This is a genomic window from Pseudomonas sp. JAI120, from assembly GCF_014207255.1.
In the GTDB taxonomy this organism is placed as follows: Bacteria; Pseudomonadota; Gammaproteobacteria; order Pseudomonadales; family Pseudomonadaceae; genus Aquipseudomonas.
On the sequence record NZ_JACHCZ010000001.1, the window covers coordinates 1,225,499 to 1,246,053 of the forward strand.

A 20,555-nucleotide genomic window follows, 5' to 3' on the forward strand; every position below is an offset into this window, starting at 1 on the left:
ATTCCTGTCGGTAAAACGTCACAGGGTTACGCAACGGGGCCTGCAGGGAAAAGCCCGGCGCACATATGGTCAATAAACACGCGTACCTTGGTCGAGGCATGGCGACCGGGCCACAACATCCAGAAATTGCCCCGGTGTTCCAGGTAATCATCCAGCACCCGCTGCAAGCGCCCCTCGCCCACGGCCTGGTTGACCATGTAGTCCGGCAGGCAGGCAATGCCCAATCCCTCGAGCACCACATGGTTCAGAGACTCGATGGTGGTACTGACCAACGGCGTACGCAACAGCGGTTCCGCGGCACCCAAGGCAAGACGCAACGGCCAGGGCTCGAGCTTGCCCGTGGCGCAGAACTTGTGGCGCAGGCAGGCGTGGCCATTGAGGTCCTGTGGTTGCTGCGGGGTGCCGTGTTGGGCGAAGTAGCCCGGTGTGGCGACGAGTACCAGCTGGTAGTGGCCCAGGTGGCGCGCCATCAAGCGCGAATCTTCCGGCTTGCCGGTGCGAATCACCGCGTCGAAACCTTCCTCAATCACGTCCACCATACGGTCAGAGAAATCCACATCCAACTCGATATCCGGGTAGGCGCGCATAAAGTCACTGAGTACTGGCATCAACAAGCCCCGCACCTGCGGCACACTGATGCGCAGCTTGCCCCGTGGCGTTGCACTGGCGTTTGTCAGCTCCTGCTCGGCCGCTTCCACCTCAGCGAGAATCCGCCGCGACCGCTCAAGGAACAGCGAGCCTTCACTGGTCAAGGTGATACTGCGCGTGCTGCGGTGAAACAGCCGCACGCCCAGGCGCTCTTCCATCCGCGCAATGCTTTTGCCCACGGCCGACGACGACACCCCCAGCACACGGCCGGCGGCGGTGAAGCTCAGCGTCTGCGCCACCTGCACAAATACCGAAAGGCTGCCCAAGCTGTCCATGATCCCGCCTTTAGCGATTGCGGACACCGGCGTCCGATAAGTTCGGAACCTTAGCCTGTTTTTCCGCCAACCACAGCCCCCTACTCTGCCTGCTTGCCCTTTTACCTGGATAAAACCTCATGAGCAGCAGCCCTTCACTCACCGCATCAACCCAGCGGGATTCATTACCGCTGGGCGGTCTACTGGCTCTGGCCAGCGCTGGCTTTATCACCATCCTCACCGAAGCCATGCCCGCCGGGTTGCTACCACAGATAGGCGAAGGCCTCGGCGTGTCGCCCGCCCTGGTCGGTCAACTGGTCACGGTCTACGCCCTTGGCTCGTTGCTGGCGGCCATCCCCCTGACGCTGCTGACCCGCGGCTGGCGCAGACGACCGGTGCTGCTGCTGGCCATCGGCGGCTTTGCCTTGGTCAACAGCGTAACCGCGCTGTCCAGCCACTACGGACTGACGCTCGTGGCGCGCTTTTTTGCCGGGGTCTTCGCCGGGCTGCTCTGGGCGTTGCTGGCGGGTTATGCGAGCCGAATGGTGGTGCCACACCTGCAAGGTCGCGCCATTGCCGTGGCGATGCTGGGTGCACCGCTGGCGCTGTCACTGGGTGTGCCTGCGGGCACCTTCCTCGGCACTGCCGTTGGCTGGCGCCTGAGTTTTGCAATCATGACCGGGCTGACCTTGGTGCTACTGGCCTGGGCGCGCTGGCAACTGCCGGACTTTGCCGGCGAACGGACGGATAAACGCCTGGGGCTGCGCCAGGTGCTGAACCTGCCAGGCATTCGTCCAGTGCTGTGGGTAACGTTTACCTACGTACTGGCCCACAACATTCTGTACACCTACATCGCCCCGTTGCTGGTGCCCGCAGGGATCGATGCGGATGTTGACCGAGTGTTGCTGGTGTTTGGCCTCTCGGCGGTGCTGAGCATCTGGCTGACAGGCGTGTTGATTGACCGGTGGCTGCGCGCCTTGCTGCTGATCAGTTGTGCGCTGTTTGGCCTGATCGCCCTGGCGCTGGCGTTCTGGATCAATGTGCCGGCAGTCATCTATACCGCCGTGGCGCTATGGGGCCTGGCGTTCGGCGGCCTGCCGGCACTGTTGCAAACCGCACTGGCCCAATCGGCTGGCGAGTCGGCGGATGCCGCACAATCAATGCTGGTGACCGTATGGAACCTGGGGATAGCCGGTGGCGGACTGGCAGGAGGCGTGTTGCTTCAGGGCTGGGGCGTCGCGGGCTTTCCATGGGCCGTTATGCTACTGATGCTACTGGCATGGGCCGGCGCATCACAGACAGCGCCCCAACAGCTGGCCCGGCCACCCCGCCAAGTCGAACGTTGAAATGCGCTCGTAGCCACAGGACTCATAAAAACTCACCAGATCCCCTGTCCCGCCGCCATAGCAGTCCACACGCAAACGCGTCACTCCTGCTGCACGGGCCTGGTCATCAGCAAAGGCCATCATGCGCCGGCCAAGGCCGCGAACACGGGGATCACGCGCGGCAATCAACAGGCGTACATACACCTCGGGCTCAGTCGCCGACGGTACATAAGGCATGGGATCGCCCAACACCAGCGCTCCACGGATACGGCCTGCGGGCTCTTCTACCACCCACGCCCCAGGCAATGCGCAGGCTTCAGCCACTTGCGCGACCCGCCGGGGCGACGCCGACCAGGGCTCGGTGCCCCACTGATGGGTATTGCCCATGCCAACGAACCAGGCGACCACCTCGTCGAACACCTGCAGCACGGCAGGAACGTCCGACGCACTGGCGCGGCGGATCAGCAAGCCATCCATTCCTAGAATCAACACGCTTGGAACTCCTGGGTCGACGATACCGAGCACCCAGTCTAGCCCACATAAAAAAGCCCCCGGTCTTTTCAGGCCGGGGGCTTCTTGTTCAAACCAACATCAGTATTTCTTGATATCAGCCTTGGTTTCCAACTGCTTGCGGTACGCCGCGAAGTCCTGCTGGCCAACACGGGAAGCGAGGAAGCGGCGATATTGCGCCTTTTCTTCGTCCGTTGGGGCAGCCGCTTCGTTGACGCCGTTCAAGCGCACGATCACCAGGCTGCCATCAGCCAGGGTCACGGTGGTGAAGGTCGGCTTGTCCTTGGCCGCAGGCTTGGGCATGCGGAACAGGGCTTGCAGCACGGCCGGGTCAATCGCTTCCTGGCTACGGGTAGCCGCTTCAGTGACTTTCCAGGCCTGGCCGTCGACCGGCTGGTTCAGCGGGGTCTTGCCATCACGCAGGCTGGCGATCAGCTCATCAGCGTGAGTCTTGGCAGCCGCGCTGGCGCGCTCCTTGGCCATCTGTGTGCGGATCGCCGCAGCAACGCTTTCCAGCGGCAGTTGCGCAGGTTTGCGGTGCTCTTTGGCACGCAGCACGATGATGGTTTCCGGGTCCAGCTCAATGGCGCTGCTGTTGGCCCCCTCATCCAGCACTTCCGGGCTGAACGCAGCGGTGACCACGGCACGGTTGGCCGCAACACCGTCACCACCTTCACGGCCAAACGGCGCGGAGGTGTGTACGGTCAGCTTCAGGTCAGACGCCGGTTGGGCCAGATCGGAGGCTTCGAATGCCGCATCTTCCAATTGCTTGGTTGCTTCGACAAAACGCTGCTCGACCTGTTGGGTCTTGAGCTCGCGGGTCAGCTTGTCTTTCAGGCTGGCAAACGTCGGCACTTGCGGTGCTTCAACGCCCAACAGCTTGATCAAGTGCCAACCGAAGGTGCTGCGCACCGGCGCCGAAACCTGGTCTTTGTTCAAGGCATACAAGGCGGCTTCGAAGTCCGGGTCGTAGACGCCCGGGCCGGCAAAGCCCAGATCACCGCCACTGTTGGCCGAACCTGGATCCTGGGAGAACTCCTTGGCCAGGGTTTCGAACTTCTCACCCTTGGCCAGGCGCGCCTGGATTTCTTCGATCTTGGCCTTCGCTTGCGCGTCGGTGACCTTGTCGTTGACTTCAATCAGGATGTGCGCGGCACGACGCTGTTCAGCGAGGTTGGCGGTTTCTTTCTGATAGGCAGCCTGCAGTTCATCGTCCTTCACGCTGACCTGGTCGAAGAAGGACGACTTCTTCAGTTCCAGGTAGTCGATGACCACCTGGTCCGGGGTCATGAACTCCTTGGCGTGCTGGTCATAGTAAGCCTTGACCTCGTCGTCGGTGAGTTTCACCGCCGCAGGGTTGGCCTTGATATTGACGGTAGCAAAATCGCGGGTCTGCTTTTCCAGACGGGCGAATGCCAGCACTTCGGCGTCGGTCACGAAACCGCTGCCGGCAATACCAGCGCGAACCTGGCCGATCAGCATTTCCTGGGTCAGCATCTGACGGAACTGCAGACGGCTGTAGCCCAGTTGACGGATCACCTGGTCAAAGCGTTCGGCGTTGAATTTGCCGTCCACCTGGAATTCCGGCGTCTGCAGGATTACCTGGTCCAGTGCAGCTTCAGAGAAGCCAAACTTGGAATCGGCGGCGCCTTGCAGCAGCAGCTTGCGATCGATCAGACCCTTGAGGGCCGCGTCGCGCAGCAGTTTTTCGTCCAGCAGCGAAGCATCGAAATCCTTGCCCAGCTGTTGCATCAGCTGGCGACGTTGCATGTCGACGGCCTGGCTCAGTTCAGTCTGGGTGATTTCTTCACCGTTGACCTTGGCCACGTCCTGCTTGGTGTTGGTCGAAGCCTGGAAAATGGCCTCGATACCGGTGAACGCCATCAATGCGACGATGATCCCGATAATGGTCTTGGCAATCCAGCCTTGTGAATTGTCCCTGATATTTTGCAGCATGCGTCCCCCAGAAACGGTTGAACTTCAAAAATTGGCAACCGTGGAGCGTGGGTAGAGTCCGGATAGAAGAAAGGCGCATCCGAGGATGCGCCTTCTCGTAACTGGCGGAGCGGACGGGGGGTTGAACCTACACCCCCGGCTTGGCGACCCGATGGATACCTGGGTCAGCTTTCGCTCCGCTGCCAGGCCAGACCTGCGTCCGACCCGGGTAGCAAAGGCTTGATCGAAGCTTAGTTAACGGCTTCTTTCAGGGCTTTACCGGCTTTGAAACCTGGTTTCTTGGCAGCAGCGATTTGCAGTGCTTTGCCAGTCTGTGGGTTGCGGCCAGTGCGAGCTGGGCGGTCAGTCACAGAGAAAGTACCGAAGCCTACCAGTACCACGGAGTCGCCGGCCTTCAGAGCGCCAGTGACGGATTCGATTACTGCATCCAGCGCACGGCCAGCAGCAGCTTTCGGGATATCAGCGGATGCAGCGATAGCATCAATCAGTTCCGACTTGTTCACTCTAAGTCCCCTTATATATCTATTGAGTATGATTCTAAGTTTTTTGGTAAACAGCAAAAATCAGTGCTGAATGGCCTACAGACACTTAAGAGCCGCTTTATAACAAGGGCTCTAAAAAGCTGTCAAGGAAGCCTCCAAGCTTATTCACATTAATGCGTGCTAATTCTTTCCTTGGAATCAGACTCTCGTTTTTCGTCCTTTGCAACTATCTCCGGAGCCACATCCGGCAAGGGCTCCGGCGCGTATTGCAGCGCAATTTGCAGGACCTCGTCAATCCATTTAACCGGTTTAATCTGAAGATCCTGCTTGATGTTGTCAGGAATTTCCTTCAAGTCGCGAACATTCTCTTCAGGAATGATCACAGTCTTGATGCCACCCCGGTGTGCAGCCAGCAATTTCTCTTTCAGGCCACCGATGGCCAATACCTGGCCACGCAGGGTGATTTCCCCGGTCATCGCTACATCGGCACGCACCGGTATGCCGGTCAATGCCGATACCAGGGCCGTGCACATGCCTACGCCGGCGCTAGGGCCATCTTTCGGTGTAGCCCCTTCCGGCATGTGGATGTGGGTGTCGTGCTTCTCGTGGAAGTCCAGGGGGATCCCCAGGCTCCTGGCGCGGCTGCGCACCACGGTCTGCGCGGCAGTAATGGATTCGACCATCACGTCACCGAGGGAGCCGGTCTTGATCAACTGGCCTTTGCCGGGGATCACCGCAGCTTCGATGGTCAGTAATTCGCCGCCCACCTGGGTCCACGCCAGACCAGTCACCTGCCCTACCTGATCCTGCTGCTCAGCCAGGCCGTAACGGAATTTACGCACGCCCAGGAAGTGCTCAAGCGCATCGGCAGTGACTTTCACCGAGAAGCGTTTTTCCAGCGCGTGCTCCTTGACCGCCTTGCGGCAAATCTTCGCGATCTGGCGCTCAAGGCCCCGTACACCGGCCTCGCGAGTGTAATAGCGCACGATGTCGCGGATCGACTCGACGTCGAATTCGATCTCGCCCTTCTTCAGGCCGTTGGCCGAAATCTGCTTGGGCGCGAGGTATTTGACGGCGATGTTGATCTTCTCGTCTTCGGTGTAACCCGGCAGACGAATCACCTCCATCCGATCCAGCAATGCCGGCGGAATGTTCATGGAGTTGGAGGTGCACAGGAACATTACGTCGGACAGGTCGTAGTCGACCTCCAGGTAATGGTCGTTGAAATTGTGGTTCTGCTCAGGGTCGAGCACTTCCAGCAAGGCCGATGCCGGATCGCCACGCATGTCGCTGCCCATTTTGTCGATTTCGTCGAGCAGGAACAGTGGGTTGCGTACGCCCACCTTTGTCATTTTTTGAATCAATCTTCCTGGCATCGAACCGATGTAAGTCCGGCGATGACCACGAATTTCCGCTTCATCGCGCACACCACCGAGGGCCATGCGCACGAATTTACGGTTGGTGGCATTGGCGATGGACTCGGCCAGGGAGGTTTTACCCACGCCAGGCGGGCCAACCAGGCACAACACTGGGCCACGAATCTTCTTCACACGCTTTTGCACGGCGAGGTATTCGAGGATGCGTTCCTTGACTTCTTCGAGGCCATAGTGGTCGGCATCGAGAATGTCTTCAGCACGCGCCAGGTCCAGGCGTACCTTGGTCTGGGCCTTCCACGGCACCTGCACCAGCCAGTCGATGTACGAGCGCACCACGGTGGCCTCGGCGGACATCGGCGACATCTGCTTGAGCTTGTTCAACTCGGCGGTGGCTTTGGTCAGGGCGTCTTTCGGCAGGCCGGCAGCATCGATGCGCTTTTTCAGCTCTTCGATTTCGTTGTGGCCTTCCTCGCTGTCGCCGAGTTCCTTCTGAATGGCCTTCATCTGCTCATTCAGGTAGTACTCGCGCTGGCTGCGCTCCATTTGCTTTTTGACACGACCACGGATGCGCTTCTCGACCTGGAGCAGATCAATTTCGGCATCCAGCAATGCCAGCACGTGTTCGACACGGGCCGACAGGTCAATGATTTCGAGGATGTCTTGCTTCTGCTCGATCTTCAGCGCCATGTGCGCGGCCATGGTATCGACCAGGCGGCTTGGCTCATCGATGCTATTGAGGGAAGACAGGACTTCAGCCGGGACTTTTTTGCCCAACTGCACATACTGCTCAAACTGCGAGAGCAGGCTGCGCACAAACACTTCGGACTCGCGCTCAGGGGCCTCGACTTCGTCGATCAGCACCACTTCAGCGCGCAGGTGGCCGTCCACCTCCATGAAACGCTCTACCGCACCACGCTGCTCGCCTTCCACCAACACCTTGACGGTGCCATCGGGCAGCTTGAGCAATTGCAGGACAGTGGCAATGGTACCGACGCGATACAGGGCATCTTCGCCTGGATCATCATCGGCAGGATTTCTCTGGGCCAGCAGCAGGATCTGCTTGTCGCCCGTCATCGCGGCCTCGAGGGCTTCGATAGACTTCTCGCGCCCCACGAACAGCGGGATAACCATGTGCGGATAGACGACGACATCACGCAACGGCAGGAGAGGCAATTCGATGGTTGTCTTCATGATTTCGCCTCTATGACAGTTGAAAAATAAGCTTGAAACCAAGATGGGGGCTGCGTGTAAAAAAAACAAGCTCAATGCGGGCAGTTACACGCAGTAAAAATCCTTATGAAAAACAAAGGGGCCCCTAGAGGCCCCTTCGTTTGTACCAAAACTGCGAAACGCTTACGCGTCTGGCGCAGCTTTGGCAGTCGGCTCACTGTTTTCGTAGATATACAGTGGCTTGGACTTACCTTCTATAACGCTTTCGTCGATCACCACTTTACTCACCTCGGACTGCGAGGGGATCTCGTACATGGTGTCGAGCAATACACCTTCGAGGATGGAACGCAGGCCACGTGCACCAGTCTTGCGCTCCAGTGCCCGCTTGGCCACCGATTTGAGCGCATCGGTACGGAACTCGAGGTCTACACCTTCCATCTCGAACAGCTTGGCGTATTGCTTGGTCAGGGCGTTTTTCGGCTCGGTGAGGATCTGAATCAGAGCCGCCTCATCCAACTCGTCCAACGTGGCCAGGACCGGCAGACGGCCAACGAATTCCGGGATCAGACCGAACTTGACCAGATCGTCAGGCTCGACTTCACGCAGGGACTCGCCCACTTTCTTGCCTTCTTCCTTACTGCGCACTTCCGCACTGAAACCGATGCCGCCACGGGTAGACCGTTGCTGAATAACCTTCTCCAGGCCGGAGAATGCACCGCCACAGATAAACAGGATGTTGCGCGTATCAACCTGAAGGAATTCCTGCTGCGGGTGCTTGCGGCCGCCTTGTGGCGGTACGGAAGCTACCGTGCCTTCGATCAGTTTCAACAGGGCCTGCTGCACGCCTTCACCGGAAACATCCCGAGTGATCGACGGGTTGTCGGACTTGCGCGAGATCTTGTCGATTTCGTCGATGTAGACAATACCCATCTGGGCCTTCTCTACGTCGTAGTCGCACTTCTGCAGCAGTTTCTGAATGATGTTCTCGACATCTTCGCCCACGTAGCCAGCCTCGGTGAGGGTGGTGGCGTCGGCGATGGTGAACGGAACGTTCAGCAGGCGAGCGAGGGTTTCCGCAAGCAGGGTCTTACCCGAGCCTGTAGGACCGATCAGCAAGATGTTGCTCTTACCGAGTTCGACTTCGTCGCCTTTCTTGTCACGCTGGTTCAAGCGCTTGTAGTGGTTGTATACCGCTACGGCCAGAACCTTCTTTGCACGCTCTTGACCAATCACATACTGATCAAGGATGCCGCTGATTTCTTTAGGCGAAGGCAATTTATGCGCGCTGCTTTCGGCCTGGGCTTCCTGCACCTCCTCACGGATGATGTCATTGCACAGGTCGACGCACTCGTCGCAGATAAAGACCGAGGGGCCGGCAATCAATTTGCGCACTTCATGCTGGCTTTTGCCACAGAAGGAGCAATAGAGCAGCTTGCCGTTGTCCTCGCCGTTGCGGGTGTCAGTCATTCGTTCGATCCAAATCCGATAGGCTTGCAACACAAGATGAAGGCTTATGCGGGCTTTTTCAAGCCCACAGGTGATCGGAAAACCCGACCAGCCCTATTTTGAGCGGCTTATATTAAGCGGGGCGCTTTTCGATCACTGCGTCGATCAACCCGTATTCACGTGCGGCTTCGGCGCTCATGAAGTTATCGCGGTTGGTGTCGCGCTCGATTTCTTCCAGGGTGTGCCCGCTATGCTTGGCCATCAGCGTGTTGAGACGTTCGCGGATGAAGAGGATTTCCTTGGCGTGGATTTCGATGTCCGACGCCTGGCCCTGGAAACCGCCCAGTGGCTGGTGAATCATCACGCGCGAGTTAGGCAGGCAGTAACGCTTGCCCTCGGCACCTGCGGTCAGCAGGAACGCGCCCATGCTGCAGGCCTGGCCAATGCAGGTAGTCGATACGTTCGGCTTGATGAACTGCATGGTGTCGTAGATCGACATGCCCGCGGTCACCGAACCGCCCGGTGAGTTGATATAGAGATGGATGTCCTTGTCCGGGTTTTCCGCTTCAAGGAACAGCAGTTGCGCACAGATCAGGTTGGCCATGTAGTCCTCTACCGGGCCCACCAGAAAGATCACTCGCTCCTTGAGCAGGCGCGAGTAGATGTCGTAGGCGCGCTCGCCACGGGCGGACTGCTCGACAACCATCGGGACCAGGCCGCCTGCGGCCTGGATATCAGAGTTCTGCTGAATATAGGAATTACGGAACATGCTCTGCAGTTACTCCCAAATAGTCATGTCTTGAAAACGCATAAGCCAGCGCGAGGCTGGCTTATGGTTGAATTTCCAACGAGTTGGACAATCAGTCGGCTTGTGCTGCTTCCGCCGGCTTGACTGCTTCTTCGTAAGAGACCGCTTTATCGGTCACCTTAGCCTTCTGCAGAACAGTATCCACAACTTGTTCTTCCAGCACAACCGAACGTACTTCGTTCAGTTGCTGGTCATTCTTGTAGTACCAAGCCACGACCTGCTCAGGCTCCTGGTAGGCCGAAGCCATTTCCTGAATCATTTCGCGGACGCGGTCTTCGTCAGGCTTGAGGTCGAACTGCTTGACCACTTCAGCCACGATCAGGCCCAGTACCACACGGCGCTTGGCTTGCTCTTCGAACAGCTCGGCCGGCAGTTGGTCTGGCTTGATGTTGCCGCCGAACTGCTGAACAGCCTGTACGCGCAGACGATCCACTTCGTTGGACAGCAGGGCCTTAGGCACTTCGATCGGGTTGGAGGCCAGCAGACCGTCCATGACCTGGTTCTTGACCTTGGACTTGATAGCCTGGCGCAGCTCGCGCTCCATGTTCTTGCGAACTTCGGTGCGGAAGCCTTCGATACCGGTTTCCTTGATGCCGAACTGATTGAAGAATTCTTCGTTCAGCTCTGGCAGCTTAGGCTCGGAAACGCTATTGACGGTCACGGTGAACTCGGCAGCTTTGCCGGCCAGGTCCAGATTCTGGTAGTCAGCAGGGAATTCCAGGTTCAGGACCCGCTCTTCGCCAGCCTTGGCGCCAACCAGGCCGTCTTCGAAGCCAGGAATCATGCGATTGGAACCCAGCACCAGCTGAGTACCCTTGGCGGAGCCGCCAGCGAATGCTTCGCCGTCAACCTTGCCAACAAAATCGATGTTCAGCTGGTCTTCGTTCTGGGCAGCACGGTCGGCCACTTCGAAACGGGTGTTCTGCTTGCGCAGGATTTCCAGCATGTTGTCCAGGTCCGAATCAGCCACTTCGGCGCTCAGGCGCTCGATGGCGATACCGTCGAAACCGGCCACTTCGAACTCGGGGAACACTTCGAATACGGCAACGTATTCCAGGTCCTTGCCCGCTTCCAGGGACTTAGGTTCGATCGAAGGCGAGCCAGCCGGATTCAGCTTTTGCTCAACCACTGCTTCGTAGAAAGAAGCCTGGATCACGTCACCGACGGCCTCATTGCGCGCATCAGCACCAAAACGGCGCTTGATTTCGCTCATTGGCACTTTGCCCGGACGGAAACCAGCGATCTTGGCCTTTTGGGCAGTCTGCTGCAGACGCTTGTTGACCGCAGTCTCGATGCGCTCAGCCGGCACGGTGATGCTCATGCGGCGCTCGAGAGCAGTAGTATTTTCAACAGAAACTTGCATGGATATTCCTCGTTGCACAGACGTTAGCCGGCCATTTCCGACCCCAATCAAGGGCATGCATTCTAGTGGGTCAAACTCAAGAAGTCACCCTACTGGAAATACGCCCGTAAACAGCCGGCAATTTATCGGTACGAAGGCACTGTCGCGCCCCGCCCCGGTGACAAATAAAGCCAAACACGCCAGGGCTCTGCGCCGCCCCTCTATATATAGAAGGGATCGTCGCTACCTCCCTGACGCCCCACCCCGCAATAAGGGCAGATAGACAACGCAGCATCATCGAGACACATAAATACGATGAAACGCACCGCCATCGCGACCCAGAACCCGCAGCCACGAAAAACCGAACCGCCAAAACCAAAAAAGGCGCCAGACTGTTAAATCTGGCGCCTTTCGAATATGGGGTGGACGAAGGGGATCGAACCCTCGACAACGGGAGTCACAATCCCGTGCTCTACCAACTGAGCTACGCCCACCATATTGCGTTAACAAAGAAACCAAACTACTTCTTTGTCGAGCCTTACCCTGCGCATAGACCGAGTAAAGCTTTATTTGGTGCGGATGAAGAGACTCGAACTCTTACGCCTCGCGGCGCTGGAACCTAAATCCAGTGTGTCTACCAATTCCACCACATCCGCGCTTGAAGCTCTTAAAGCAAAGGCGCCAGACGATTAATCTGGCGCCTTTCAAAATATGGGGTGGACGAAGGGGATCGAACCCTCGACAACGGGAGTCACAATCCCGTGCTCTACCAACTGAGCTACGCCCACCATATAGCGCTACTTGTGCCAAAGCTGCCTAATGGCGCACCCGGCAGGACTCGAACCTGCGACCATCCGCTTAGAAGGCGGATGCTCTATCCAGCTGAGCTACGGGCGCCTTATTAATCTGTACTCTTGGAGGATTACAAACTAAGTGCTTCCAGCCTTGCAGAACAACGATTCTGCTCGACCTTCTTAACCAGTGCTAGGCTGTGCCCGACAAGTGCGACGAATAGTATAGAGGGCCTGGAAACCCGTCAAATCTTTTTTGAAAAAAATTCATTTTATTTAAGGGGTTAGGCCAATTTGCGGACCAAGCGCCTTTGCCCTCACGCCGTGGCGTGCGAGAATGCGCGCACTTTTCCTCCCCCTCTCGATGGTTAATCACGCGTAATGACTGCACAACTTATCGACGGCAAATCAATCGCCGCCAGCCTGCGCCAGCAGATCGCCAAACGAGTCACCGAGCGCAGCCAGCAAGGCTTGCGCACGCCTGGCCTCGCGGTGATCCTGGTCGGCAGCGATCCTGCCTCTCAGGTTTATGTCTCGCACAAGCGTAAAGACTGTGAAGAGGTCGGCTTTATTTCCAAGGCCTACGACCTGCCTGCCGACACCACCCAGCAGGCCCTGACCGACCTGATCGACAGCCTCAACGACGACCCGGCGATGGATGGCATCCTCCTGCAATTGCCATTGCCCGCGCACCTGGACGCGTCCAAGCTGCTCGAGCGCATCCGCCCTGACAAAGACGTCGACGGTTTCCATCCTTATAACGTCGGCCGCCTGGCCCAGCGTATCCCGCTGCTGCGCCCGTGCACGCCCAAAGGCATCATGACCCTGCTGGAAAGCACCGGTGTCGACCTGTACGGCCTCGATGCCGTCATCGTCGGCGCGTCCAACATCGTGGGCCGCCCCATGGCCATGGAATTGCTGCTGGCCGGTTGCACCGTCACCGTGACCCACCGTTTCACCAAGGATCTGGCCGGCCACGTTGGCCGAGCCGACCTGGTCGTCGTGGCCGCCGGGAAGCCGGGCCTGGTCAAGGGCGAATGGATCAAGGAAGGCGCCATCGTCATTGACGTGGGCATCAACCGCCAGGAAGACGGCAAGCTGGTCGGCGATGTGGTGTACGAGACCGCCCTGCCCCGAGCCGGCTGGATCACCCCGGTGCCGGGTGGCGTTGGCCCGATGACCCGTGCCTGCCTGCTGGAAAACACCCTGTACGCCGCAGAGACCCTGCACGGTTAATAACCAGCCGTACTGAAAAAGCCCTGCCTTATCGCAGGGCTTTTTATTGCCCGGAAGAAAACCTGTTTTTTCTTAGTTTTTAAGCACTTTCGTCTGGTTTTAGAAGAACATTCGACAGTCTCTCGTCCATACTCCTAAAATGTAACGCCATTTGTCACAAAACCCGTTTCCCAACGGTATTTCTTACTTTTTAGCGAGTTCATCCGCGTGAAAATTCGTCTTTCTATTGTCAGCCTATTTTTTGCTTTCACCGGCACCTTTGCACACGCTGCCGAATCCGCCCTGGCGCCGCGGGATCCATCCAAACTCCAGATCGCTTCCGGCAGCGCCATGCTGGTGGACCTGCAAACCAACAAGGTCATCTACGCCAGCAACCCCGACGTGGTGGTGCCTATCGCCTCGGTGAGCAAGCTGATGACGGGCCTGATCGTGCTTGAAGCCAAGCAGAACATGGACGAGTACATCGACATCAACATCACCGACACGCCGGAAATGAAAGGCGTGTTCTCCCGCGTGAAAATCGGCAGCCAGATGCCGCGCAAGGAGATGTTGCTGATCGCCCTGATGTCATCGGAAAATCGTGCCGCCGCGAGCCTGGCGCACCACTATCCGGGCGGCTACGCGGCCTTCATTGCTGCGATGAACGCCAAGGCCAAGGCCCTGGGCATGACCAGCACCCATTATGTCGAGCCCACCGGCCTGTCGATCCACAACGTGTCCACCGCCCGCGACTTGAGCAAGCTGCTGGCCTATGCGCACAAATTTCCGATGCTGAGCCAGTTGAGCACCACCAAGGAAAAGACCGTGGCGTTCCGCAAGCCCAACTACACCCTGGGTTTCTCCAACACCGACCACCTGATCAACCGCGCCAACTGGGATATCAAGCTGACCAAGACCGGCTTTACCAACCAGGCCGGTCATTGCCTGGTGCTGGTCACCCGCATGGGTAACCGTCCAGTATCGCTGGTAATCCTGGATGCTTTCGGCAAATTCACTCACTTTGCCGATGCCAGCCGAATCCGTAGCTGGGTCGAGACCGGCAAGGGTGGCTCGGTGCCGGACGTCGCGTTGCGCTACAAGGCTGACAAGAACCTGAAGAACCGTGCGAATGCGGCCGAAGTCCGCCGTTAAAGAACACCGAGAAACTCATGTGGGAGGCGTTTGCCTGCCCCCCACATTTTTATCTGTGCTCCGCCAACACTTTGAGCGCCTGCGCCGCCGCCCGCTCCTGCCCGGCCTGGGCCGTTGCGTTCGCCGAATCCCGCCAGCGCTGCGCATCCACATTGGCTGGCAATTGGCTCGGGCGCTGGGTGAGGATGGCCCAGTGCCCGGCGCTATTCCACTTCGACTCAAAGTCGCTGAAGCTCATCAGCAGGCGTCGGTCCATGCCTGAGCGCAACAGCACCGTGCTTTTCTGCTGGTTGAAACCCACCACGACCACGTAGTGCGCGTCAGACAACAGGCCGCCGCCAATCCGCGCCATCACCGGGTAACCCGCCGTCACCTGCGCCAGTACCGCGGTCAGCTTGGCATCCAGCGGGTACACCATCAGCCCGTACTCACGGGCCAGCACCTGCATGTTGCGCTCCAGGTCCGCTTCACCGCCCGGCAAATGCAACGGCTTATCCAGCAAGCCCGGTGTCATCACAATGCCTTGTTGCGACAGCATGCTGGCTAACGCTGTAGGACCGCTCTGATAAGCCTCGCTGCGAAAGGTCGGCACACCATTGAGTTCGACACGTTCCGGCAGGCCCGGAAGTTTCGACGGGTGCCCGGAACACGCTGCGAGCCCCAGGGCACAAGCCAGCAACAAGGATGTTTTAAGGTTCGACCGTAACCGCAATTTTTTACTCTCTTGATCAACTGCCGGTGAGGGCCCTGATCATAGGACGCTCTGCCACGCGGGTATAGCCCATAGGCTCAGTAAAGCGTCGCGGATAGAGCAAACGAGTTGGACGAACACGACCATTGGTCAATAGCAGGCAACCACCGGGTAGCTAGACTGTCCATTGAGAAGACTGTGTGTGCCCCCTGCGGGGCGAAAGGAGGCCAAAATGAGCCTTGCAACAACGATTTTCCTGTTGATCTGCGGATGGCTGGCGGTAGCCGCCGCCATGTTGTGGGGGGTGTTGCGCATTACCCGTCGGCACCACCACCCCCACGTCAAACCTGCGGCACCTGCCAAGCCCCATAGAGCGGCGGTGCACCACGCCTAGCCAGGCATGCAACTGAAATCCTGAGTCGCTGCAACTTCCTTACCGTGCCCATCCCTCAGGGATGCGCGCACGGTGGTGCCCAGGCTCGACTCCACCAGGGTGTAATGCTCACCTGCCTTGAAATCCTTGTACTCGACCCGGCCCTGGCAGTCCTGCTGGTTGTCGTCGCCCGGCTCTTCCTCGAATAACGTCACGTCCAAGCGGTGATCCCCGGGTGTCACTTCGAAAAAGCGCCCGTCATCTACCCGCTTGCCGTCCACACGTTCGGCCATCAGGTCGTTCGGCGCTTCTTCTTTCAAGCCAATCCAGGCTTCGCTGGGGTCCGCCTTGGGAATTGGGCCGGCACAGGCTGACAACAACAAAACAGCACCTAGGGCGGGGATCAACAATAAAGGTTTGAGTGACATGGCAGGGCTCCAAAGAACATCAGTTAAAGGACAAGTCGTCCGATGGGATGCAAGCTTGGGCAGCCACGCCTTGTAGAACAAATGAATCCATATGAAACGATCTTCAGCCCTCACCTAAATGTTCCTTCACCTGGCTGAAAGGCGCGTGTTAGGTGGGTCGGGCAAGACTGCCGGGGTTTGCAATCCTGCTCCCTCGGAGGTTCACGCATGCTCGGGCTGGTAAAGACCGCACTGCAAAAGCCCTACACGTTTATCGTGTTGGCCATATTCATCTGCATCATCGGGCCGATGGCGGCCCTGCGAACACCCACTGACGTGTTTCCCGATATCGGCATCCCTGTGGTCGCCGTGGTCTGGCAGTACAACGGTCTGTCGCCGGACGCCATGGCCGGTCGGGTGATCTACACCTACGAACGCTCCCTGAGCACTACCGTCAACGACATCGAACATATCGAATCGCAATCCCTGCCCGGCATGGGCATCGTGAAGATTTTCTTCCAGCCCGGCGTCGACATCCGCACCGCCAACGCCCAAGTGACCGCCGTGTCACAAACCGTGCTCAAGCAGATGCCACCGGGTATCACGCCGCCGCTGATCCTCAACTACAGCGCCTCCACGGTGCCGATCCTGCAAATGGCGTTCTCCAGCCCGACGCTGTCGGAAGCCAGGATTCGCGACCTGGTGCAGAACAATATCCGCCTGCCTCTCAGCGCCCTGCCCGGCCTGGCCATGCCCACGCCAATGGGCGGCAAACAGCGGCAGATCACCCTCGACCTCGACCCCCAGGCGTTGGCAGCCAAAGGTTTGTCGGCCCAGGACGTGGGCAATGCCCTGGCGCTGCAGAACCAGATCATCCCGGTGGGCACCGCCAAACTCGGCCCCAACGAATACACGATCCTGCTCAACAACAGTCCCAAGGCCATCGATGAGCTCAACGACCTGCCGATCAAGACCGTCGACGGCGCGCTGATCACCATCGGCCAGGTCGCCCACGTGCGCGACGGCTCGCCGCCGCAGACCAACATCGTGCGCGTCGACGGCCATCGCGCGGTGCTGATGCCGGCATTGAAAAACGGCAGCATTTCCACCCTGTCGATCATCGACGGTATCCGCCAGATGCTACCGCGCATCAACGAAACCCTGCCGCCGTCACTGAAGACCTCGCTGCTGGGCGACGCCTCGGTATTCGTCAAGCAATCGGTGGGCAGCGTGGCCCAGGAAGGCATCATCGCCGCGCTGCTGACCAGTGCGATGATCCTGCTGTTCCTCGGCAGCTGGCGCTCCACGCTCATTATCGCGGCGTCAATTCCCCTGGCGGTACTATCGGCCATTGCGCTGCTGGCGGTCAGCGGGCAAACCCTCAACGTCATGACCCTCGGCGGGCTGGCGTTGGCCGTAGGGATCCTGGTGGACGACGCCACGGTGACCATCGAAAACATCAACTGGCACCTGGAGCAAGGCAAGCCGGTGAAGACCGCGATCCTCGACGGTGCCGCGCAAATTGTCGGCCCGGCGTTCGTCTCGTTGCTGTGCATCTGCATCGTGTTCGTGCCGATGTTCCTGCTGCAAGGCATCGCCGGTTATCTGTTCCGGCCGATGGCGCTGGCGGTGATCTTCGCCATGGCCAGCTCATTCATTCTTTCGCGCACTCTGGTGCCGACGCTGGCGATGTTCCTGCTCAAGCCACATATACCGGAGCCAGGTGCCGGGCATCATCCTGAAGATGCATTCATCAACCACCATGAGGGCGAGCAGCACACGAAACCGCGCAATGCCACGCTGCAAGCCGTGCTGAATTTCCAGCAAGGTTTCGAGCGCCACTTCTCGAATATCCGCGACACCTACCATGGCTTGCTGACGTTGGCCCTGGGTCATCGCAAGCGCTTTATCGTGGGCTTTCTGGCCTGTGTGCTCGCCTCATTCCTGCTGTTGCCCAGCCTTGGCCAGGACTTTTTCCCGGCGACGGATGCCGGTGCGCTGGCCCTGCATGTGCGCCTGCCGCTGGGCACGCGCATCGAAGAAAGCGCCGCCGCCTTCGACCGCATCGAAGCGCGGATCCGTGAGGTCATCCCTGCCGAGGAACTGGACACCATCGTCGACAACATTGGCATCCCGCTCAGCGGCATCGACATGGCCTACAGCAGCAGCGGCACCATCGGCCCGCAGGATGGCGACATTCAGGTCAGCCTGAAAAAACACCACGCGCCCACCGCCGACTACGTGAAAAAACTGCGTGAAGCGCTGCCGCAAAGTTTCCCCGGCAGCCACTTCGCGTTCCTGCCGGCGGACATCAGCAGCCAGATCCTCAACTTCGGCGCGCCGGCGCCGCTGGACGTGAAAATCTCCGGGCGCAGCGAGGCAGAAAACCGCGCCTATGCCATCGAGCTGGAACGTCGCCTGCAACACGTACCCGGCATCGCCGACCTGCGCATCCAGCAGTCCACCGGCTACCCGTCGCTGCAGGTGAATGTCGACCGCATGCGCGCCAACGGCCTGGGCATTACCGAGCGCGACGTGACCAACAGCATGGTTGCCTCCCTCGCCGGCAGTTCGCAGACCGCGCCGACCTTCTGGCTCAACCCGGCCACTGGCGTGTCCTATTCCATCGTCGCCGCCACCCCGCAATACCGGCTCGACAGCCTGCCGTCACTGGAAGCGCTGCCCGTCACCGGCGCCGATGGCCAGTCGCAGATCCTCGGCGGCGTGGCAACCATCTCCCGCGTGCAAAGCCCGGCAGTGGTGACCCACTACAACATCGAACCGACCCTGGACCTGTACGCCAACGTGCAGGGCCGCGACCTCGGCGGCGTGGCCCGCGACGTGCAAAAAGTGCTGGATGACACCGCGCATATGCGCCCCAAAGGCTCGGTGATCAGCCTGCATGGGCAGATCGATGCGCTGCATGAAGCCTTCAGCGGCTTGAGCTTTGGCCTGCTCGGTGCGGTGGTGCTGATCTACCTGCTGATCGTGGTCAACTTCCAGTCGTGGGCCGACCCATTCGTAATCATCACCGCGTTGCCGGCGGCGCTCGCAGGGATCGTGTGGATGCTGTTCCTCAGCGGTACCTCATTGTCGGTGCCGGCGCTCACCGGAGCCATCTTGTGCATGGGCGTAGCCACGGCCAACTCGATCCTGGTGGTGAGCTTCTGCCGTGAGCGCCTGGCCGAACATGGTGATGCGTTGAAGGCCGCCATGGAGGCCGGTTACACGCGCTTCCGCCCGGTGTGCATGACCGCCCTGGCGATGATCATCGGCATGTTGCCCCTGGCGATTTCCGAGGAGCAGAACGCCCCGCTCGGGCGCGCCGTTATCGGCGGTTTGATCTTCGCCACTCTCGCCACGTTGTTGTTTGTTCCCGTGGTCTTCAGCCTGGTCCACGGTCGTCACCCTACTCGCGCAGTTGCAGGAGAAACCCCACATGTCGTCTGATCACAAACCCTCGCGCAAGCGTCTGATGCTCATGGGTGTCGGCGGCCTGACCCTGGCCGCCCTGCTGGTCGCCAACGGCCTGCATGCCCGTACGCTGCACGAACAATCGGTCACCGCCTGGACCGAGACCGCCGCCATTCCGCACGTGATGGTGTTCCAGCCCAAGCAGAATGTGGCCGGCGATACCTTGCGACTGCCGGCGCACCTGGAAGCCTGGAGCAAGGCGCCGATCCACGCCCGGGTCAGCGGTTACCTGAAGGATTGGAAAGTCGATATCGGCAGCCACGTCAGCGCCGGGCAAGTCCTCGCGGAAATCGACAGCCCCGACCTTGATCAACAGCTGGCGCAGACCCATGCACGCCTGGTGCAGGAACAGGCCAACGCACGCCTGGCCGAAACCACCGCCACGCGTTGGCAAAACCTGCTGGCCAGCCATTCGGTATCGCGCCAGGAGGCGGATGAAAAAACCTCCAACGCCGCTGCCGCCAAGGCCAACGCCGAGGCCGCCGCTGCCGACTATGCAAGGCTGTCGGCACTGGAAAGCTACAAGACCCTTCGCGCCCCGTTCGCCGGTACCATCACCGCGCGCAACACCGATATCGGCCAGTTGATCAAGGCCGACACCGACAGCGATCCGGAACTGTTCAACATTGCCGACACCCACCAATTGCGCCTCTATGTGCCGGTGCCGCAGAACTACGCGGCGGTCATCCATCCCGGCCTTGAAGCCGAGCTGACCGTGCCCGAGCATCCCGGCAAGCACTTCAAGGCGCGCTTGATCGGTGATTCCACCGCCATCGACCGCCGTTCCGGCACCCTGCTCGCCCAGTTCGTCGCCGACAACCCCGACGGAGAACTGCTGCCCGGTGATTATGCCGAAGCCACCCTGCCGATTCCGGCCGATACCCATGGCGTGAGCATCCCGGCCAGCGCGCTGATCTTCCGCGCCCAGGGCACGCAGGTGGCGGTGCTGGATAGGCAGAACCATGTGCACCTGCAAGCCATCCATATTGGCCTCGACCTGGGCGAACGCCTGGTGATAGACCAAGGCTTGAAACCCGCCGACCGCATCGTCGACAACCCGCCCGATGCCCTGCGCGAAGGCGACCCGGTGCAACTGGCCGACGCCGGAGGTGCGCATGCGCCCAAGGCTTAAGGT

16 protein-coding genes and 4 tRNA genes are annotated in these 20,555 nt (G+C 59.4%); 6 read left to right on the forward strand and 14 right to left on the reverse strand.

Annotation, left to right across the window (positions count from 1 at the left end):
* Positions 1–26: 26 nt before the first annotated feature.
* The gene (locus HDC32_RS05625; protein WP_184742850.1) at positions 27–923 is read right to left on the reverse strand and encodes a LysR family transcriptional regulator; all 897 of its coding nucleotides are present in this window, start codon (positions 921–923) and stop codon (positions 27–29) included.
* Between the two features lie 119 nt (positions 924–1,042).
* Here HDC32_RS05625 and HDC32_RS05630 point away from each other — a divergent pair, with 119 nt between their 5' ends.
* The gene (locus tag HDC32_RS05630) at positions 1,043–2,248 is read left to right on the forward strand and encodes an MFS transporter (protein ID WP_184742853.1); all 1,206 of its coding nucleotides are present in this window, start codon (positions 1,043–1,045) and stop codon (positions 2,246–2,248) included.
* Here the strand turns inward: HDC32_RS05630 and HDC32_RS05635 are convergent.
* The 11 genes from HDC32_RS05635 to HDC32_RS05685 all read right to left on the reverse strand — a co-directional run bounded on the left by HDC32_RS05635 (position 2,195) and on the right by HDC32_RS05685 (position 12,214).
* Positions 2,195–2,719 carry a GNAT family N-acetyltransferase gene (locus tag HDC32_RS05635; RefSeq protein ID WP_184742856.1) on the reverse strand — a complete coding sequence of 175 codons (525 nt, stop codon included), beginning with the start codon at positions 2,717–2,719 and terminating at the stop codon, positions 2,195–2,197. The genes HDC32_RS05630 and HDC32_RS05635 overlap by 54 nt on opposite strands.
* A gap of 99 nt (positions 2,720–2,818) precedes the next feature.
* Entirely contained in the window at positions 2,819–4,693 is a 1,875-nt protein-coding gene (locus HDC32_RS05640; protein ID WP_131698138.1) for a SurA N-terminal domain-containing protein, read from the reverse strand.
* A gap of 230 nt (positions 4,694–4,923) precedes the next feature.
* The gene (locus HDC32_RS05645) at positions 4,924–5,196 is read right to left on the reverse strand and encodes an HU family DNA-binding protein (RefSeq protein WP_003174819.1); all 273 of its coding nucleotides are present in this window, start codon (positions 5,194–5,196) and stop codon (positions 4,924–4,926) included.
* Positions 5,197–5,345: 149 nt separating this feature from the next.
* Entirely contained in the window at positions 5,346–7,742 is a 2,397-nt protein-coding gene (gene lon / locus HDC32_RS05650; RefSeq protein WP_053138469.1) for an endopeptidase La, read from the reverse strand.
* Between the two features lie 162 nt (positions 7,743–7,904).
* A complete protein-coding gene (clpX, locus tag HDC32_RS05655) occupies positions 7,905–9,188 on the reverse strand; it encodes an ATP-dependent Clp protease ATP-binding subunit ClpX (protein WP_003238279.1) in 1,284 nt (427 codons plus the stop codon).
* A 112-nt stretch (positions 9,189–9,300) separates the two neighbouring features.
* Positions 9,301–9,936 carry an ATP-dependent Clp endopeptidase proteolytic subunit ClpP gene (gene clpP, locus HDC32_RS05660; RefSeq protein ID WP_003174822.1) on the reverse strand — a complete coding sequence of 212 codons (636 nt, stop codon included), beginning with the start codon at positions 9,934–9,936 and terminating at the stop codon, positions 9,301–9,303.
* A 91-nt stretch (positions 9,937–10,027) separates the two neighbouring features.
* Positions 10,028–11,338: a trigger factor gene (tig, locus tag HDC32_RS05665; RefSeq protein WP_131698139.1), complete on the reverse strand. Its 1,311-nt coding sequence runs from the start codon at positions 11,336–11,338 to the stop codon at positions 10,028–10,030.
* Between the two features lie 397 nt (positions 11,339–11,735).
* A tRNA-His gene (locus tag HDC32_RS05670) sits at positions 11,736–11,811 on the reverse strand.
* Positions 11,812–11,888: 77 nt separating this feature from the next.
* Positions 11,889–11,973, reverse strand: a tRNA-Leu gene (locus tag HDC32_RS05675).
* Between the two features lie 56 nt (positions 11,974–12,029).
* A tRNA-His gene (locus HDC32_RS05680) sits at positions 12,030–12,105 on the reverse strand.
* Positions 12,106–12,137: 32 nt separating this feature from the next.
* A tRNA-Arg gene (locus HDC32_RS05685) sits at positions 12,138–12,214 on the reverse strand.
* A 275-nt stretch (positions 12,215–12,489) separates the two neighbouring features.
* On the opposite strand from HDC32_RS05685, the gene folD reads away from it, so the two are divergent.
* Positions 12,490–13,344: a bifunctional methylenetetrahydrofolate dehydrogenase/methenyltetrahydrofolate cyclohydrolase FolD gene (gene folD / locus HDC32_RS05690; RefSeq protein WP_090402619.1), complete on the forward strand. Its 855-nt coding sequence runs from the start codon at positions 12,490–12,492 to the stop codon at positions 13,342–13,344.
* A gap of 207 nt (positions 13,345–13,551) precedes the next feature.
* Positions 13,552–14,475 (forward strand): D-alanyl-D-alanine endopeptidase, encoded by a 924-nt coding sequence (gene pbpG / locus HDC32_RS05695; RefSeq protein WP_184742859.1) that lies wholly within the window; start codon positions 13,552–13,554, stop codon positions 14,473–14,475.
* 49 nt (positions 14,476–14,524) lie between these two features.
* On the opposite strand, the gene HDC32_RS05700 is transcribed toward pbpG, so the two are convergent.
* A complete protein-coding gene (locus tag HDC32_RS05700) occupies positions 14,525–15,187 on the reverse strand; it encodes a C39 family peptidase (RefSeq protein ID WP_131698141.1) in 663 nt (220 codons plus the stop codon).
* Between the two features lie 211 nt (positions 15,188–15,398).
* Between HDC32_RS05700 and HDC32_RS05705 the strand changes: the two genes are divergently transcribed.
* Complete coding sequence (locus HDC32_RS05705; RefSeq protein WP_167655709.1) at positions 15,399–15,560, forward strand: hypothetical protein; 162 nt, start codon at positions 15,399–15,401, stop codon at positions 15,558–15,560.
* Here HDC32_RS05705 and HDC32_RS05710 read toward each other — a convergent pair.
* Entirely contained in the window at positions 15,557–15,967 is a 411-nt protein-coding gene (locus HDC32_RS05710) for a hypothetical protein (protein ID WP_131698142.1), read from the reverse strand. The genes HDC32_RS05705 and HDC32_RS05710 overlap by 4 nt on opposite strands.
* Before the next feature lie 207 nt (positions 15,968–16,174).
* Between HDC32_RS05710 and HDC32_RS05715 the strand changes: the two genes are divergently transcribed.
* Positions 16,175–19,396, forward strand: coding sequence for an efflux RND transporter permease subunit (locus tag HDC32_RS05715; protein WP_184742862.1), 3,222 nt, complete (start codon positions 16,175–16,177; stop codon positions 19,394–19,396).
* Entirely contained in the window at positions 19,386–20,552 is a 1,167-nt protein-coding gene (locus HDC32_RS05720) for an efflux RND transporter periplasmic adaptor subunit (protein ID WP_145337603.1), read from the forward strand. The genes HDC32_RS05715 and HDC32_RS05720 overlap by 11 nt, the downstream gene beginning before the upstream one ends.
* Positions 20,553–20,555: the final 3 nt, after the last annotated feature.

Excerpts from the sequence above, each read along its gene's own strand:
- HDC32_RS05625 (WP_184742850.1), bottom strand. The coding sequence starts at position 923 with ATGGACAGCTTGGGCAGCCTTTCGGTATTTGTGCAGGTGGCGCAGACG.
- HDC32_RS05630 (WP_184742853.1), top strand. The coding sequence starts at position 1,043 with ATGAGCAGCAGCCCTTCACTCACCGCATCAACCCAGCGGGATTCATTA.
- HDC32_RS05640 (WP_131698138.1), bottom strand. The coding sequence starts at position 4,693 with ATGCTGCAAAATATCAGGGACAATTCACAAGGCTGGATTGCCAAGACC.
- lon (WP_053138469.1), bottom strand. The coding sequence starts at position 7,742 with ATGAAGACAACCATCGAATTGCCTCTCCTGCCGTTGCGTGATGTCGTC.
- clpX (WP_003238279.1), bottom strand. The coding sequence starts at position 9,188 with ATGACTGACACCCGCAACGGCGAGGACAACGGCAAGCTGCTCTATTGC.
- clpP (WP_003174822.1), bottom strand. The coding sequence starts at position 9,936 with ATGTTCCGTAATTCCTATATTCAGCAGAACTCTGATATCCAGGCCGCA.
- tig (WP_131698139.1), bottom strand. The coding sequence starts at position 11,338 with ATGCAAGTTTCTGTTGAAAATACTACTGCTCTCGAGCGCCGCATGAGC.
- folD (WP_090402619.1), top strand. The coding sequence starts at position 12,490 with ATGACTGCACAACTTATCGACGGCAAATCAATCGCCGCCAGCCTGCGC.
- HDC32_RS05705 (WP_167655709.1), top strand. The coding sequence starts at position 15,399 with ATGAGCCTTGCAACAACGATTTTCCTGTTGATCTGCGGATGGCTGGCG.
- HDC32_RS05710 (WP_131698142.1), bottom strand. The coding sequence starts at position 15,967 with ATGTCACTCAAACCTTTATTGTTGATCCCCGCCCTAGGTGCTGTTTTG.
- HDC32_RS05715 (WP_184742862.1), top strand. The coding sequence starts at position 16,175 with ATGCTCGGGCTGGTAAAGACCGCACTGCAAAAGCCCTACACGTTTATC.
- HDC32_RS05720 (WP_145337603.1), top strand. The coding sequence starts at position 19,386 with ATGTCGTCTGATCACAAACCCTCGCGCAAGCGTCTGATGCTCATGGGT.